Here is a 15,062-nt window from a genome sequence, read left to right on the forward strand (position 1 = left end):
GGCGCTTCAGCTTTTCGGCAATGGCATTCAGAATCATGGCTACGCTCCACTACATCGGGAGCGGAATTTCTACGGTCGTAGTCAACAGCTAGTTAACCAAAAGAATTTGCGACACGCCCATTCTACTTCTATACGCGCAATTCACCGCTTTCAGATAATCGAGAATGGTGCTAATGTGGCTAGACAGCCTAGCTAGATCGGAGCAGATTCATGGATTGGCAGCTGCAGGACGCTAAAAACCAATTTTCGAAAGTAGTGCAAAAAGCCCGCTTTGAAGGCCCGCAAGAGATAACCGTGCGTGGCGAACGCACAGCCGTTGTCTTGTCCGCAAAAGACTATGACGCTTTGCGCGCAGGACGACCGACTTTGGTCGATGATCTGCTTGCCGGTCCGCCTTGGGATGACGCCTTCACCGACACGGTCGACGCACGGGCCAAAGTCTCAAGCCGCGACGTGTCCTTCTGATGTATCTGGTGGATACGAATATTGTCTCGGAGGCAAGGCGGGGCACTCCACAGGCAGTGTCGTGGCTGCGCTCGGTCGATCCTCTCAGCGTCCATTTGAGTGCGCTGACGCTTGGTGAGATCATGCGCGGTATTGCCTTGAAACAAAAAACAGATCCCAAGGCTGCGGCACATCTTGCCGAATGGCTGCGCAAGCTGCGCCACGATCATGCTGACCGCATCCTCACGGTGACCGACGAGATCGCAGTCGAATGGGGCCGCATCGCCGCGATCCGTCCGCGCGGCGACATCGACGGGCTGATCGCAGCCACTGCAATTGTCCATGATCTGATCCTCGTCACTCGCAACGTCAAGGACTTTGAGGACACAGGCGCAGCCGTCATCAATCCATGGGAAGTGTGAGATGAGCGACATTCTCGGTGGGCAAGCTATGGCGGACGAGCCTTCCATTTCCAGAGCGGAAATCCCCTCCCCTGCCCCACAACCGGGGTCCAGCCTGTCGGGTCACCTGCAAGACCTCACCGATCGCGCTCGAAGCTACGTCGAGGCAGCCAGCTCGATCAACACTAGAAAAGCCTACGCATCCGACTGGAAGCACTTTTCTGCCTGGTGCCGTCGCTCCAGTCTTTCCCCCCTCCCCCCACATCCGGCGACCGTCGGCCTCTACATCACAGCCTGCGCCTCGGGATCCGTTGACCGCGGAGCAAAGGCAAATTCCGTTTCGACGATTGAGCGCCGCCTCTCGTCGATTTCGTGGAATTATGCGCAACGCGGCCTGAGCCTCGATCGCAAGGACCGGCATATCGCCATTGTTATGGCCGGGATTCGAAACAGCCATGCCCGCCCGCCGGTCCAAAAGGAAGCGGTCATGGCGACCGACATCATCGCCATGCTAGGGTCAGGACTCATTGCTCATAGCCAGAAGATAACGGTCGCAGCGAGAGCGATGGCGGAGAGAAAGGCCATTGGGCACCGGTCGTAACGCGTAGCGACACGCCGCCAGTCTTTGAGACGCCCGAACATGATCTCGATCCGGTTGCGCCGTTTGTAGCGGCGTTTGTCGTATTTGATGGTCTTCTTGCGGGATTTTCGACCTGGAATGCAGGGAGTGATCCCCTTCGCCTGTAAAGCGTCACGATACCAGTCGGCATCATAGCCACGGTCGGCCAGCAACCATTTGGCCTTGGGAAGTTCATCAAGCAAGGCGGCAGCACCGGTGTAATCGCTGACCTGGCCTGCCGTTATGAAGAAGCTGATCGGGCGACCACTCGCATCCGTTACGGCATGAAACTTGGTGTTCATGCCGCCTTTCGTGCGTCCAATCAGGCGGCCCGCGCCCCCTTTTTTACCCGCAAGCTGGAAGCCGTGCGGTGGGCCTTGAGATAGGTCGCATCGATCAAGATGGTCTTGTGCTCTGCGGCTTCAGGCACGGCCAGACCTTCCATCATCTGGATAAATACGCCCTTGTCGCCCCAGCGTTTCCAGCGGTTATAAAGCGTCTTCGCCGGGCCATATTCCTTCGGCGCATCACGCCAACGCAGCCCGTTGCGGTTGACGAAGATGATGCCGCTCAGAACGCGTCGATCATCAACGCGCTGGCGGCCATGGCTCTTGGGGAAATAGGGCTGAAGACGAGCCATTTGCTCGTCCGTCAGCCAAAACAAATTACTCATCAGTCGGGCTCCTATACGCCCATCTGAATCACAGCTGTCAGTTCAAATCAATGGGTCCTGACCCTAGGGGCGGCATTTCGTCACTTGCAACGGGAAGCCTTTTCTTCCTGCGTTCCGTCGCGCGCCGCTTTGTCCTGGCTTCTTCCTCCGTGCCTCTTCTGGCTTGGGCTCTCTTACGTCTTTCCTCTGGTTCGGCCCGTTTTGCAGCATCTTCAATAGCTTCCCATCGGCTCTGTAGTTCTCCATAGAATGCAAAGGGCACTTCCCAAGCTTTGGCTTCACCGTTCCAGCGGGCGAAGGAAATCTGTCGAAGTTCGTCAACGACCTCACGGGAATAGGGCGTTCGGACGCGCAAACCGCCGTCGTGGACCTCCAGGTATGGGCTCAGTATAGGCTCAAACTCGAAGAGGTCGCGTCCCCTCTCCTCTTCGAAGGGAGCCTTGCGGTCGGCTTCCGACGCCAGCCACCGGTCAATCCGGCGCCGCGCCGTGCTGCCGGGAACCGTCCACGCCTTCAGGCGGTCGCTCCACCGCGCCTTGGAAAAGTCTCTCGGAACCGTGCGACGGTCATGCGGTCAAACGGAAACGAGACCGTTTCCAAAACCCGGTTGTTGGGCTGATGCTCTTGTTCGTCGTCCATTGCAGAAAACGATCCGCCGCGGGCCCGGTTGCGTCCAGTGCACGAATTTTAAAAAACTAAACGCGTCGCTAACCGTCCGCGAGACAATCCCCGACAGAGCTGACCGACGAATGCAAGGGAACTCATGATGATGGCGATCGGGCTTGCGACGACGGAGTTCGAGAGCCGACTTTCCGTCAACGGCTCAGACGGTGGCGACACGAGGATATGGAGAGCATTCGTCCCCGGCACCCCGGCATCAGGGCCGAGAGCCGTGCGAAAGCTGTCGTTTTTGATGCTGCCGTTTTTGATAAGTAGTAGCGTCGCCAAGGGCGTTCGCGGACGAGACGTATCTTCGGTGGTCGCTCTGCCGGTTTCGCGGGCTCTCGTCAGGAAGCGCCATCTCGGCCAGATCGTGCAATAGTCTGTCACGCCCTGGAATCATGATCTCATGTATTGGGCGGCCGAGGCAATGCAGGCAATAGTGAAAACATAAGTTCGGATAGATGACCGCAACGCGTTTTTAGACAGGCCGCGGCGACTAGCAATTTACGCGACAGGTTGTAGCCGTTTCAGCGTCACGGCCTCAACGGCAGATGATCCCATTGAGGGTCGATCAACCCTTATCTCTGGACGTAGCGCGAGAATCATGTTGTATCTTTGGCGGGATTTAGTCGGCAAACCGAACTTTGCCCGCCAAGGGGACGATATGGCGATAGCGAATAAGATCGAAGCGGCGATTTTGCAGAAGGAAGATGCGGGCGGCAAGATAGCACGTCACGCAAGCCTTTTGTCGCACCAATTGCAGGAACTGCGAACACGCATGTATCCGCCTAAGTCAGAGAAAAGCCTGCGCCCCTTCCTGACCAACGAAGTATCCAAACTGACGTCCATTCCTGATTCAACCCTGAAACTTCTTTCGAGTGAGGGGCGCGGTCCTGTTCCCGGACGGCTGGAAAACAATCATCGCGTCTACACCCTGGCCCAGATCAACGAATTGCGGGAGCTTTTCGCAAGCCAGAAGCCTGCCGATGCATTGAGATTTTTGCCCCGGCGCCGCGAGGGTGAACACCTTCAAGTGGTGGCAATCGCCAACTTCAAGGGCGGCAGTGCCAAGACCACGACCTGCGTCCACCTCGCGCACTATCTCGCCTTGCAGGGCTATCGTGTCCTCGCACTGGATCTCGATCCGCAGGCGTCACTTTCCGCACTCTTCGGCGCCCAGCCTGAATTTGACGTAGGCGCCAATGAGACCATCTATGCGGCGTTGCGCTATGACGATGCAGAGCGTCGGCCGATCCGCGACATCATTCGCAAAACATATTTCGACGGCATCGACCTGATACCGGGCAACCTCGAGGTCATGGAATATGAGCACGAGACGCCCAGGGTTCTGGCGCAGAAATCCGGCTCAGGGGCAATTTTCTTTGAACGCTTGAAACTGGCATTGGCCGAGGTGGATCAGGACTACGACGTCGTGATTCTCGATACCCCTCCTTCCCTGGGGTTCCTCACCCTCAGCGCGATTTACGCCGCCACCAGCATGATCATCACCGTCCATCCGGCAATGCTTGACGTGGCTTCCATGAGCCAGTTCCTGTTGATGATGGGAGACCTGATCAGCGTGCTGAACGAAAGCGGCGCACAACTCGATCAGGATTTCATTCGCTATCTGGTTACCCGCCACGATCCGAACGACGCACCGCAGTCGCAGGTAGTCGCGATGATGCGTCATCTGTTTGGCACGGATGTCCTCCTGCCGACCTTGATCGAGAGCACGGCTGTGGAAGCAGCGGGGCTTGCGAAGCGCTCCATCTATGAACTGGAAATGGGCCAAATCGGTCGTGACACGCATAAACGTGCTCGCGAGGCGGTTGACGCCGTGAACGAAGCGATCGTGAAACTCATCAACACAAGTTGGGGGCGTACATGACGAGCAAGTCGCGCAAATCGATTGTGGCAAACTTCGGTTTGCTTTCTGCCGAGTTGGAAAACCGGCTCTCGACCGAGAACCCGGCCCCCGCTCCCCAGCCCGTGCCAACTGCGCGAGTGGGCGCAGGCGTAATCGGTGCGGCGCATCGGGCGATTGATGACATCAAATCTGAACGCGACCGTCTGAAGGCGCTGGTCGAAGCCGGCGGAGGCACGATCCGCGAACTCGATCCCTTAAGTATCGACCCCTCGCCCTTTCCTGATCGTCTTCCTGACGATGATGCGTCCGATTTCGAGGCGTTCCGGAACTCGATACGGTCCGAAGGCCAGAAGGTTCCCATACAGGTCCGCAAATCACCGTCATCCCCTGACCGCTATCAGGTGATCTACGGCCACCGCCGGCTCCAGGCAGCCAGAGACCTCGGAATTCCGGTCAAGGCGATCGAGGTCGAAATTTCCGACATCGAACTTGTTATCGCACAGGGTATTGAAAATGCTGATCGCCAGGATCTGACCTGGATCGAGCGCGCCCTCTTCGCCCGCCGCATGGATAATGCTGGTGTAAAGCCTCGGGATATCAAGGCTGCGCTGTCTATCGATGACCCCGAACTCGCTCGCATGCGGTCTGTTTACCGTGTCGTCCCGATCGTAATCATCGAAGCAATCGGGCGGGCGGGTAAGGTCGGTCGTCCGAGATGGGCCGACTTTGCAAAGAACTATTCTGAAAGGCCGGATCTCCACGATGCATTGAGCAAGGTTTTATCCGCCAGCGCCGAAAAGCGCCTGGGATCGGACCAGAAGTTTCTTGCAGCATTCAATGCCCTCAAACCTAAGGCCCCCCTGAAGGACACTGGCAAGTCCATTGCTGGACCCGCAGGCGAGCAACTGGGCACGCTTGTTCGTACCGCGAACGAGGTTCGTATTTCAGCGCACACAGCGTCAGCGAAGGAATTCCTGAGCTTTATCGAATCGGAATTGCCGACGCTGGCTGAGCGCTTCAGTCGTGAGAAGTCTAAGAACTGATCGAAGCCGCAAGCGGATTTCGACGCGAATCCAGGAAGGAAAGCGCGCAAAAGAAAAAGGCCCCCGAAACGTTGCCGTCATGGAAGCCCTTCTCGTTGTGTGAGAGCTTGAGAATCGCATTTCCATGAATCCTAGTCAAGAGTCTTTGGCACCGTTTTGGTGAGCGTTGTTCTTTTGCCTTTTGAGAGGCGAGGACATGGAAGGTGGACAAGTAACGACGCCCTTTGGGCGGCGACAGGTTACCCTTGCGCTTGTGAGGCGGCAAATTGCCACGAGCAAGATCAAGGAAGGTAAATCGGCAAACAAGTGGAAGGTTTTTCGCGACGCATCTGAAGCTCGGGAGGTGCTTGGTCTGCAGGATCGCAGCCTCGCGGTTCTCGATGCGCTTTTGAGCTTCTATCCGGAGAACGAACTGCGCCAAGATGCGCAGCTCGTCGTCTTTCCGTCGAACATTCAGCTGTCGATTCGTGCCCATGGCATTGCAGGCGCGACCTTGCGTCGGCATCTTGCGGCCCTCGTTGATGCCGGCTTGATTATCCGCAAGGATAGCGCCAACGGCAAACGCTACGCGAGAAAAGGCGACGATGGCTCGATCGAGCATGCGTACGGATTCGACATATCACCTCTTCTTATGCGGGCCGAGGAGCTTGCGTGCCTCGCCCAGCAGGTTGCTGCCGATCGGATCGCCTTTAGACAGGCAAAGGAAAATCTGACGATCTGCCGGCGCGATATCCACAAGCTGATCACTGCAGCTGTTGAAGAAGGGGCAGCAGGCAATTGGGACGAAATAGAGAAGCGCTATATCGCGATCGCGGGAGAAATTCCGCGCAATCCCACCTTGGCTGAACTCAAGGACCTCGGTCTCAGGATGAGCAGTCTACGCGAGGATATCGTCAAACTCCTGAATTCCGAAGACTTTTCGTCAAGAATGAACGCCAATGATGCTCATATTGAGCGCCACATACAGAATTCAAATACCAACCCTCCTAATGAACTTGAACCTAGCTCTCGAGAGGAGCAGGGAGCGAAGCCGAGTGAGGACAGGCAGCCCCCGCATGTGCCGATCAAGGCTTTCCCGATCGGACTTGTGCTGCGGGCCTGCCCCGAAATTTCAAACTATGGGCCCGATGGTCAAATTCGGAACTGGCGTGAACTCATGACAGCCGCAGTGGTCGTCAGATCCATGCTTGGGGTCAGCCCGTCTGCATATCAGGAAGCCTGCGAGGCAATGGGCCCAGAGAACGCGGCGGTGACGATTGCCTGCATTTTGGAGCGCGGTGGTCACATTAATTCACCGGGCGGATATCTTAGAGATTTGACAAGCAAGGCTAAGCGAGGCGAATTTTCACTTGGTCCGGTCCTAATGGCTCTGCTGCGTGCCGGGGGCCACAACGTCAAAGCCACTGGGTAATGTTGAGGCAACATTAGTGCGGGTGGGAACAAAGATTATTCCTCCAGGCAAGCTGAAGCCAAACGGACCGTGAATTCTAGGCGGAGCGCAGGTTACCGTGCCCCCGATACGGGGCGACGTTGGCTTGCGGATTGATCGACCATGACCCAGTGGCGCGGCTTATCCGGAGCCTTCTCCTCCCGTGCCCTCAAACAGGCGATCCGGCTCGCGGTCCGCGCCTTTCCACGAAAGCGTCGTCGAGAAAGCGCAAAAACGGTCACGGGGGACATCCTGCAAATGCTGCTCGCCACGTGCGCAAGTGACAGCTTGCTTGACATCGGGGACAGAGCGATTTTGATGATCGCCTTTGCGTCAGGTTGTCGCCGGCGCAGCGAGATCGCAGGCCTCCGCCTGGAGCAACTGACCGAGGAAACACCGATCGAGGTGCCTGACAGCCCTCCCCTACCCTCTTTGGCAATTCATCTTGGGCGGACCAAAACGACGACCGGAGGGGATGACGAAGTCGTCTATCTCACAGGCCGGCATGTCGAGGCATTGAATGCCGGGCTGACGGCCGCCAGGATCGACATGGGAAGCGTGTTTCGGGGCATCGGAAGGTGGGGAGCGGTCTCGCGCCGGGCGCTCGATCCGCAGTCGATCAACGCGATCCTTAACATCGAGCGGAAATGGCGGGTTGGATCCCGGGGAGTTTTCTGCGCACGGTTTGCGGTGAGGGTATTTGACGGAGGCCGCCGATCGCGGCATTCCGCTGCCTGAGGCGATGGATACAGTCGCGCCATCGATCAGTGCAACAGGCGTCCAGCTACTGCAACAACGCGACAAAGCGAAGCGGGCGTGCGGCCCAATTGTTGTAGGATCCGCTATCACTGTTAGAATTGCCAAGGCGAGATCAGTTCAGGTCCTGTTGTTTCGAAATCTTTGAGGTTTCTGGTCGCCAACCGGCCACCATTGATCCGCGCTATCGCCGCGATCATGCCGTCCGGAGCCGACATCCTCGTCCTCTGCCGCGCAGCGTCTCCCATGATATCGCCATAGGCCAATGCTGCTTCTTCCGTGAAGGCAAACATCTTGTCCGAGAACCGGCGACGCCAGCTCACAAGTCCCTCTTCCAAGCGATCTGCTCGCTGATCCGGCCTGATCTTTCGAATACCAAAAGCGATCTCAGCAACTGCAACCGTGGGCAATGCCAATTCGGCATTGTGGCGAACCAGCCATGCTATGACCGCAGAATCGGGCGCTTTCTTAAAAGTCTCAGACATCACATTCGTGTCCAGAAAAATCAAAGCTCTACGCCTTTGTGAGCGCGTCTGTTTTCATTGATGATACTGTCGAAATCGATATCCGTACCCGACTGGGATGAAAGACGGCTATAGAATTTCGCAGCGGGTTCACGTCCCGCCTCTCGAGCCTCATAGGATTCGAGCGCGCGCTCGACGATTTCGGCAATCGTGCGATTTTCTCGGCGGGCGAGCTTATGGGCAAGGTCGCGCGCTTTGGAACTGCGGACAGATAGTTGCGGGGTTACCATTAAGTGCTCCTTCCTCTGGATCAAATTTAACTTGGAACGACATAGCCATCAAGATGGCATCTGCCATTTTGATGGCTATCCGGTGTTTCTGATTTGGCGGCCTGTGTTTTCGTCCATCATGCACGGCCGCCCGCGTGGAGACCACCACGTACCCTCCCCCGGACGCCATACGCTAAGCAATTTCGCCGTAGACGGCCACCAAAACGCATTTCACGCTGGTTTTAACCAGACCGTCGTTCGACCTCGGATCTCGAGGGTCGCAGGTCCATGAGGTGCAGATGGACTCAGTGGCTGCTGAGCACTAAACGGCCAAGGGGATAATCTAATTTCCGAAACAGAAGAGCGTTCGCTTCTTCTTCAAGGGCAGAGATGAGAGCGATATATCGTGCCGGTCCTAAACTGATGCGGGCCACGCCGAACTCTCTTAACCTATGGACGTCCTGGCTGCTAGTTGTCATTACATCAACAGGCATTGTTGCTACGTCACAGACTCGGTGGATCAACGCATCATCTGTCAATCCAGGAACGAGAAAGCAGTCAGCGCCGGCTCGGTTGTTAGGAAGACGCCTGTCCGAGTATTGATGAAGGTTGGAACAGCGGTAGAATCGGCTGAATGGCGAGCCGCGGGTATCCAAGCAGCTTGATCCTGAACGCCATAGAGGCCGAGGCCATCCACGATCTGGTCCTCAAAATTGGAGCCGACAATGCCGAGTTCTAGTAGCCTTCGGACATTCTGCCCGCCAGTTTCAGGGTCGGCAGCATACCCACCCTCAAAATCGACGGTGACAGTTAGCTTCACCGGTTTTGCGATTCTCATTGCAACTGCAAGCATCTCCTCAAAGAGAAGCTGTTGGCCATCTGCTTAACCTTGGGCAGCAGCAACGGACCAGCTGCTGGTCGCAACCGCTTTTGAACCAGCGCGCGCCACGGCAATGGCACTTCCGGCATCCCAGACATTGTAGAGAAACAGCCCTGCCGCGCAGCTTCTCCAACATGATATTGCCATTGGCCAATGCCGCTTCTTCCATGAAGGCAAACATTTTGTTGGAGAATCAGCGACGCCACCTCACAAGTCCTTCTTCGAGACGATCTGCACGCTGATCCGGTCTGATCTTTTGGATATCAAAGCGACCACACCAACCGCCCTCGCTATTATAAGCATTCCTTGCCCTGCCGGCGCCCGAGGCGCTACTGCTGTGATTCTTTGCTCGACGCCTTTGGGATCTAGGAAGCCGCGCCAGCGACCCCATTCACGGCAAGGCTGTTGAAGTAGGCCCCGAAGCACTCCGTTAGGATAGTCGGGGTGATATCCTCTTAGGTCGGACACGAAAACCTTGTCAGCTGACAAGGTCTTTGCCACCGAAGTAATGCGATATTCGCGGTCGCTCAGTTTTCTGATGGTGTACCCGGGACCTGACTACCGCCGCAGAACCTTGTCAGCTGACAGGGTTCCAATCTAATCCGCGGTGCACCGGTCCGTGAAAAAATGGTACTTCGACAAGCCTGGAGCAGACTGCCACTGCGAAACCTTGTCAGCTGGCAGCGCATTCTACTGATGAAGTGCAAAAAAATTTGCAGCCGCTCGGTTCTCTGACGGTGCACCACGGACACTACTAACGTCGTAAACCTTGTCAGCTGACAAGGTTTCCACCATCCGGGTTGAACTGGTTGGTGACCGCGCGGGACTTCGGCACTGCGCTTTACACTAGGGTGCTGGCTCTGGGGGTTGCGGACGGTCCGCCAGGGAAGGCTGGTTGCTTTCAACGTTGCTACTCGGACCTATTCCCGGACAAGATCAGAGCTAAATTAAATTTCAAGGCAAGCGTCGGAACTCGCGATATAGCAAAGCCGCTTTTTGCGGAGGAGGAGAGGGGCGGGGCTCGTTGCATTGGCAACAAGCATCCCCGTATTTTGGCCGTGAACTCATAAATTGAGTGGTGTAGGCTGTGCAAGTTGGCTAATCGTAATGCATGTTAAAGTTTGTCAAATTGCAACTCGGCCAGGGTTGGGTGGCCGATCCAAATGCCCCAGAGCCGCAGGTTTCAGTTGAGGCCTCCGCCGCCAACGTCCGCTTCCGCTCGTACAGGGTCGTGGACGACAAAAAGCAGAAGGGTATTCGCAGGGGGCTTTGGCCCCGTTTTCGAAGCCCAGTTCGAAATTTGAAGAGACGTGGGGCACTTTGAGATTTGCTGGTTGCAGCCGCTGGCGCTGGGACAGCACCAACGATCATGAATGGTATAAGACAGACGGCCATGGCCGCTACAGCGGTGTTGCTCCTCGTTGGGGCGAGTTCTATGAATTGATCGGTCCTGACCCCGACCGCGATGCCGTGTCTTGGGAAAAGATCGGAGAAGACACCGCCAGTACTCGACATTTTCTATATTATTTCCGCGATGAAACGCTCGAATTCATGGCCGAGGATTGGTCTTTTTTCCCAAGTTGATGGACTAGATCGGCTCTCCCACTTCAGTTTCGTGCCTTTCCTGTAGTCGTATCACCTGATTCAAATTCGGGGATGAGCCATTATGATCTGACCAACTTTGAATGGCGCATGATTTCGCCACTCCTGCCTAACAAGCCGCGAGGCGTGCCTCGCGTCGATGACCGACGGGTGCTCAACGGCATTTTCTGGGTTCTACGATCAGGTGTCCCATTGGCGTGATTTACCAGAAAGATATGGCCCGTACACAACGTGCTATAATCGATTCAGGCGTTGGACCATTGCTGGAATCTGGGACAGGCTGATGGAGGCAATCACGCGCCCGTCTGATGACGGCGTCACGATGATCGATGGCACCTCGGTTCGCGTGCATCATTTAGCGGCAACGCTCAGGGCTGACCATCAGGATCGCTGCCTTGGCCGAAGTCGTGGTGGACTTACCACCAAAATCCATGCCGTGACTGATGGAAACGGGCTGCCGATCAAGATCACCATCACCCCTGGTAATGCCCATGATCTGACCGCGGCGGACGAATTACTCGATAGTCTTCCCGTAGGTGCCATGCTTCTGGCAGACAAAGCCTACGACGCCGATTGGCTCCGCGCAAAGGTGAAAACAAAGCGGTCTTGGGCAAACATTCCGCCCAAATCCAACCGGAAGATATCGCTCGTCTTCAGCCCTTGGCTGTACAAAAAGAGGAACCTCATCGAGCGCTTCTTCAGCAAACTGAAATGCTACCGACGGATTGCGACGCGCTATGACAAGCTAGGGTCAGGACCCATTGATTTGAACTGACGGCTGTGATTCAGATGGGCGTATAGGAGCCCGACTGATGAGTAATTTGTTTTGGCTGACGGACGAGCAAATGGCTCGTCTTCAGCCCTATTTCCCCAAGAGCCATGGCCGCCAGCGTGTTGATGATCGACGCGTTCTGAGCGGCATCATCTTCGTCAACCGCAACGGGCTGCGTTGGCGTGATGCGCCGAAGGAATATGGCCCGGCGAAGACGCTTTATAACCGCTGGAAACGCTGGGGCGACAAGGGCGTATTTATCCAGATGATGGAAGGTCTGGCCGTGCCTGAAGCCGCAGAGCACAAGACCATCATGATCGATGCGACCTATCTCAAGGCCCACCGCACGGCTTCCAGCTTGCGGGTAAAAAAGGGGGCGCGGGCCGCCTGATTGGACGCACGAAAGGCGGCATGAACACCAAGCTTCATGCCGTAACGGATGCGAGTGGTCGCCCGATCAGCTTCTTCATAACGGCAGGCCAGGTCAGCGATTACACCGGTGCTGCCGCCTTGCTTGATGAACTTCCCAAGGCCAAATGGTTGCTGGCCGACCGTGGCTATGATGCCGACTGGTATCGTGACGCTTTACAGGCGAAGGGGATCACTCCCTGCATTCCAGGTCGAAAATCCCGCAAGAAGACCATCAAATACGACAAACGCCGCTACAAACGGCGCAACCGGATCGAGATCATGTTCGGGCGTCTCAAAGACTGGCGGCGTGTCGCTACGCGTTACGACCGGTGCCCAATGGTCTTTCTCTCCGCCATCGCTCTCGCTGCGACCGTTATCTTCTGGCTATGAGCAATGAGTCCTGACCCTAACCAGTGGCGAGGCGCTGAGCTTCAAGCTGATGCGCTACGATGACTACATGCGCCTGATTGTTGGCCCGAATCCTATCAGCTAATCTCACATCCTGCAAAGCAGGCCGAATTGTTCGGTGCGGAACACGCCACACTTGCTGGGATTACTCGTAAGCCAGGAGCGTTTCGAGGCAGGGTTAAACTTGCCGACGAACTCGACGATTAGCTCTAAGCGAAATCATGTACCGGGCCGAGATTGATCGCCAATTTGAGGAAAATGCCGCGACGACACTGATTTTGGTCGCGGAGAGTATTGTTCAGAGCCCGGTAGGCTGGCATTCGATGTACTATTTCGTCCAGTCTTCGATAGTTAGTCCATCGACACGTTCGAATTCCTTGGAGTTGTTCGTGACGAGCACGAGATTGCGCGCCTTGGCCTGACCTGCGATCAGGACGTCGTAGGGGCCGATTGGAGCTCCTCTCATGGCGAGCGAAGCACGGATCGCGCCGCTGACCACCGCGTCATTCTGGTCGATGTCCAGAACCGCGAAGTCGGCAAGGAGCAGCCGCAAAGTTTCGAGATTGTGCTCGACACGGCTGCTCTTGTAAGCACCGTAATAAAGTTCGTGCGCGACAACGGATGAAACGGCGAGGCTTCCGGGCTCGCTGTCGAAGATCCGTCGGACAAGGCGGTCGGACTTTCTGCCGATGAGAGCAATCACCGCATTCGTATCTAGAATGTATCTGATCATCGAAAGAGGTCGTCAAGTTCGCTTCGGTCCTGGTCTGCCGGCTGATCACGGCCGCCCGATAAGAGGTCATCGCTCACGCCCCGATCGAGCGCGTTTTTCAGGGACACCCACGCCACGCTCCGATCGATGTGTGGCCTCACGATCAACGCGTCTCCCTCACGGGTGATCTCGACCCTATCCACGTCAAGACGGAGCTCTTTGGGCAATCTCACGGCTTGCGAGTTACCTGACTGGAAAACACGGGCGATGTGAGGCATAACGCGACTCCTTCGTATATATGCATCCGTATATACGTCGCTGCCATGGATTTAGCAAGTCGAGCCTCCCGTACTATCTCGTCCGCCACCGCAGGGGGGTCGCTTCGCTTTGTTCCGGTGACGCCTGGGGCTCGGCCCCCTTCTTCGGGCGCCATCGGGAATCGTCCCGAGCAACCAAAGGAGTGGCCATAGCCATTTTTATGCTACGCGGAGCGATCAATATTTTGAATCGGTCTGTCGCAATCGATTCAGAACTGTCGTTGGACGCCGGCTGACACCAGGTCCAGACTGCGCGCATGATCTACCAACCTTACAACGTGCTTGTCCACCGTCGGGACCCGACGCGCAACATGTCGCGATACTATGGGCTATCCGTGGAGCCATCATTACTGGGCGGTATCATTCTCGTGCGGCGATGGGGCAGGGCAGGACGGACCGAGCGACGCTGCGTCGAACATTTCTGCAACGAGCAGGAAGCGGTTATCGCGTTTCTCGCACTGCTGGCCCGCAAACGCCGCCGCGGCTACGGACCGGAGCCTGTTGCAGCTTTCCACACATGAGATCAGAGCATCGGATCTAAAGCCGTCGACATTGCTGGATAGGCCGATGTGGATGCGTTGTAACGTTTTTGCAGAATGGTTACAGCGCATCTCACCATCGGTTTACCGGCGTAGTAATAGGCAGTCTGCGTCACTATGCGATCCGAGAATTCCGATTCTCGTTTATGCAGTAACGGGGAGAGCAGACTTGCTATCGTCTTTAACGGGATCCGGCCTGGCGATAGCGGCAAGCGCATGCAAGTCTGCTCTGCGGGTGAGACGCCGTCGCAGCTCCGCATTCGATGCCTGCTTGTCGTAGCCGGCCGCCACCAAAATCTTCTGAGCGCCACCGACGACGGCGCGCGCGCTTGGTTGCGGGCAAGCGGGATCGGCATCGAGAGCGTCGGTGAGGAACACCGCCAGGGAAGCCGCGATCGCACGATCGATGATCGACGCTTCAGGGCGACCGGCGGCACGACGCCGGGTTCGCCAGCTCTCGGTGTGGGCACGGGCGATTTCGTTTTCAGGATTTCGGGGCCTAGGCATGATTGGATCTCCGGTTGTGATATCACTACCAGAACCTGCCGGCGCGCAAGTCGGAAACGTTAGCGTCACTACCGGAAATAATTTGACTTAAATCGAGATAATTTACCGGCGATGCATCGAAGATCGTGGCGAACATGAGCAGGCTGCGCAGGATCCGAGATGACACCTGCGGATTTCAGATTAACGGGACATCGATTCCGGTAAATCCCGGACAGTCGTTTCACTAAATCGCGGACAGTCTCGCGGGATTGACTTTCGTTCGCCTGGTTGATGTCATTGGTTATTG

At 56.4% G+C, this 15,062-nt stretch carries 16 protein-coding genes and 4 pseudogenes; 11 read left to right on the forward strand and 9 right to left on the reverse strand.

The features are described 5' to 3' along the window. Nucleotides 1-210 precede the first annotated feature (210 nt). The 3 genes and pseudogenes from OK142_RS24660 to OK142_RS24670 form a co-directional block, all read left to right on the forward strand. Nucleotides 211-465 (forward strand): type II toxin-antitoxin system Phd/YefM family antitoxin, encoded by a 255-nt coding sequence (locus OK142_RS24660; protein WP_062653982.1) that lies wholly within the window; start codon nucleotides 211-213, stop codon nucleotides 463-465. Next, complete coding sequence (locus OK142_RS24665) at nucleotides 465-866, forward strand: type II toxin-antitoxin system VapC family toxin (RefSeq protein WP_062653980.1); 402 nt, start codon at nucleotides 465-467, stop codon at nucleotides 864-866. The genes OK142_RS24660 and OK142_RS24665 overlap by 1 nt, the downstream gene beginning before the upstream one ends. Nucleotides 867-894: 28 nt before the next feature. Then, a pseudogene (locus OK142_RS24670) lies at nucleotides 895-1,359 on the forward strand (integrase); the annotation flags it as partial. 17 nt (nucleotides 1,360-1,376) lie between these two features. On the opposite strand, the gene OK142_RS24675 reads toward OK142_RS24670, so the two are convergent. Continuing rightward, a protein-coding gene (locus tag OK142_RS24675; protein ID WP_498685685.1) for an IS5-like element ISKpn12 family transposase occupies nucleotides 1,377-2,137 on the reverse strand; the annotation gives its coding sequence in 2 pieces (ribosomal slippage) (nucleotides 1,377-1,813 and nucleotides 1,813-2,137; 762 coding nt in all). 1,267 nt (nucleotides 2,138-3,404) lie between these two features. Here OK142_RS24675 and repA point away from each other — a divergent pair. From repA to OK142_RS24695, 4 genes and pseudogenes are all read left to right on the forward strand, one after another. Continuing rightward, complete coding sequence (gene repA / locus OK142_RS24680) at nucleotides 3,405-4,688, forward strand: plasmid partitioning protein RepA (protein WP_173616054.1); 1,284 nt, start codon at nucleotides 3,405-3,407, stop codon at nucleotides 4,686-4,688. Continuing rightward, nucleotides 4,685-5,710: a plasmid partitioning protein RepB gene (gene repB / locus OK142_RS24685; RefSeq protein WP_498685686.1), complete on the forward strand. Its 1,026-nt coding sequence runs from the start codon at nucleotides 4,685-4,687 to the stop codon at nucleotides 5,708-5,710. The genes repA and repB overlap by 4 nt, the downstream gene beginning before the upstream one ends. 196 nt (nucleotides 5,711-5,906) lie before the next feature. Next, on the forward strand, nucleotides 5,907-7,121 hold the full coding sequence (gene repC, locus OK142_RS24690; RefSeq protein WP_498685687.1) for a plasmid replication protein RepC: 1,215 nt from the start codon (nucleotides 5,907-5,909) through the stop codon (nucleotides 7,119-7,121). A gap of 81 nt (nucleotides 7,122-7,202) precedes the next feature. Beyond that, a pseudogene (locus OK142_RS24695) lies at nucleotides 7,203-7,975 on the forward strand (tyrosine-type recombinase/integrase); the annotation flags it as partial. Between the two features lie 15 nt (nucleotides 7,976-7,990). Here the strand turns inward: OK142_RS24695 and OK142_RS24700 are convergent. The 4 genes and pseudogenes from OK142_RS24700 to OK142_RS24715 all read right to left on the reverse strand — a co-directional run. Beyond that, nucleotides 7,991-8,404: a PIN domain-containing protein gene (locus OK142_RS24700; RefSeq protein WP_498685688.1), complete on the reverse strand. Its 414-nt coding sequence runs from the start codon at nucleotides 8,402-8,404 to the stop codon at nucleotides 7,991-7,993. Further along, nucleotides 8,401-8,649, reverse strand: coding sequence for a type II toxin-antitoxin system VapB family antitoxin (locus tag OK142_RS24705; RefSeq protein WP_006699336.1), 249 nt, complete (start codon nucleotides 8,647-8,649; stop codon nucleotides 8,401-8,403). The genes OK142_RS24700 and OK142_RS24705 overlap by 4 nt, the downstream gene beginning before the upstream one ends. 284 nt (nucleotides 8,650-8,933) lie before the next feature. Beyond that, nucleotides 8,934-9,577: pseudogene (locus OK142_RS24710) on the reverse strand (isocitrate lyase/PEP mutase family protein). 41 nt (nucleotides 9,578-9,618) lie between these two features. Beyond that, nucleotides 9,619-9,776: pseudogene (locus tag OK142_RS24715) on the reverse strand (type II toxin-antitoxin system VapC family toxin); the annotation flags it as partial. Between the two features lie 1,001 nt (nucleotides 9,777-10,777). On the opposite strand from OK142_RS24715, the gene OK142_RS24720 reads away from it, so the two are divergent. From OK142_RS24720 to OK142_RS24730, 3 genes are all read left to right on the forward strand, one after another. After that, nucleotides 10,778-11,092 carry a hypothetical protein gene (locus tag OK142_RS24720; RefSeq protein WP_498685689.1) on the forward strand — a complete coding sequence of 105 codons (315 nt, stop codon included), beginning with the start codon at nucleotides 10,778-10,780 and terminating at the stop codon, nucleotides 11,090-11,092. A 72-nt stretch (nucleotides 11,093-11,164) separates the two neighbouring features. Continuing rightward, nucleotides 11,165-11,885, forward strand: a protein-coding gene (locus OK142_RS24725) for an IS5 family transposase (RefSeq protein WP_498685690.1) whose coding sequence is annotated in 2 segments (ribosomal slippage) — nucleotides 11,165-11,302 and nucleotides 11,304-11,885 — 720 coding nt in all. Because the reading frame shifts where the segments join, the coding sequence is not laid out codon by codon here. A gap of 37 nt (nucleotides 11,886-11,922) precedes the next feature. Then, a protein-coding gene (locus tag OK142_RS24730) for an IS5-like element ISKpn12 family transposase (protein WP_156779260.1) occupies nucleotides 11,923-12,683 on the forward strand; the annotation gives its coding sequence in 2 pieces (ribosomal slippage) (nucleotides 11,923-12,247 and nucleotides 12,247-12,683; 762 coding nt in all). Nucleotides 12,684-13,029: 346 nt separating this feature from the next. Here OK142_RS24730 and OK142_RS24735 read toward each other — a convergent pair. Then, nucleotides 13,030-13,434, reverse strand: coding sequence for a type II toxin-antitoxin system VapC family toxin (locus OK142_RS24735; protein ID WP_498685691.1), 405 nt, complete (start codon nucleotides 13,432-13,434; stop codon nucleotides 13,030-13,032). Continuing rightward, on the reverse strand, nucleotides 13,431-13,691 hold the full coding sequence (locus tag OK142_RS24740) for an antitoxin (RefSeq protein WP_498685692.1): 261 nt from the start codon (nucleotides 13,689-13,691) through the stop codon (nucleotides 13,431-13,433). Before OK142_RS24740 ends, OK142_RS24735 begins: the two co-directional genes overlap by 4 nt. A gap of 296 nt (nucleotides 13,692-13,987) precedes the next feature. Between OK142_RS24740 and OK142_RS24745 the strand changes: the two genes are divergently transcribed. Beyond that, nucleotides 13,988-14,251 carry a WGR domain-containing protein gene (locus OK142_RS24745; RefSeq protein ID WP_498685693.1) on the forward strand — a complete coding sequence of 88 codons (264 nt, stop codon included), beginning with the start codon at nucleotides 13,988-13,990 and terminating at the stop codon, nucleotides 14,249-14,251. 162 nt (nucleotides 14,252-14,413) lie between these two features. On the opposite strand, the gene OK142_RS24750 is transcribed toward OK142_RS24745, so the two are convergent. Together OK142_RS24750 and OK142_RS24755 are read right to left on the reverse strand one after the other, a co-directional pair. Next, on the reverse strand, nucleotides 14,414-14,776 hold the full coding sequence (locus tag OK142_RS24750) for a hypothetical protein (protein ID WP_498685694.1): 363 nt from the start codon (nucleotides 14,774-14,776) through the stop codon (nucleotides 14,414-14,416). 68 nt (nucleotides 14,777-14,844) lie between these two features. After that, nucleotides 14,845-15,062 (reverse strand): hypothetical protein (locus OK142_RS24755; protein ID WP_498685695.1); only part of this gene is annotated, 218 nt, incomplete at its 5' end.

The sequence above is a fragment of the Agrobacterium sp. BT-220-3 genome (assembly GCF_025910175.1).
Lineage (GTDB): Bacteria > Pseudomonadota > Alphaproteobacteria > Rhizobiales > Rhizobiaceae > Agrobacterium > Agrobacterium oryzihabitans.

Coding starts and splice junctions, on each gene's coding strand:
- OK142_RS24660 (WP_062653982.1), top strand. CDS start 211: ATGGATTGGCAGCTGCAGGACGCTAAAAACCAATTTTCGAAAGTAGTG.
- OK142_RS24665 (WP_062653980.1), top strand. CDS start 465: ATGTATCTGGTGGATACGAATATTGTCTCGGAGGCAAGGCGGGGCACT.
- repA (WP_173616054.1), top strand. CDS start 3,405: ATGTTGTATCTTTGGCGGGATTTAGTCGGCAAACCGAACTTTGCCCGC.
- repB (WP_498685686.1), top strand. CDS start 4,685: ATGACGAGCAAGTCGCGCAAATCGATTGTGGCAAACTTCGGTTTGCTT.
- repC (WP_498685687.1), top strand. CDS start 5,907: ATGGAAGGTGGACAAGTAACGACGCCCTTTGGGCGGCGACAGGTTACC.
- OK142_RS24705 (WP_006699336.1), bottom strand. CDS start 8,649: ATGGTAACCCCGCAACTATCTGTCCGCAGTTCCAAAGCGCGCGACCTT.
- OK142_RS24735 (WP_498685691.1), bottom strand. CDS start 13,434: ATGATCAGATACATTCTAGATACGAATGCGGTGATTGCTCTCATCGGC.
- OK142_RS24740 (WP_498685692.1), bottom strand. CDS start 13,691: ATGCCTCACATCGCCCGTGTTTTCCAGTCAGGTAACTCGCAAGCCGTG.
- OK142_RS24745 (WP_498685693.1), top strand. CDS start 13,988: ATGATCTACCAACCTTACAACGTGCTTGTCCACCGTCGGGACCCGACG.
- OK142_RS24750 (WP_498685694.1), bottom strand. CDS start 14,776: ATGCCTAGGCCCCGAAATCCTGAAAACGAAATCGCCCGTGCCCACACC.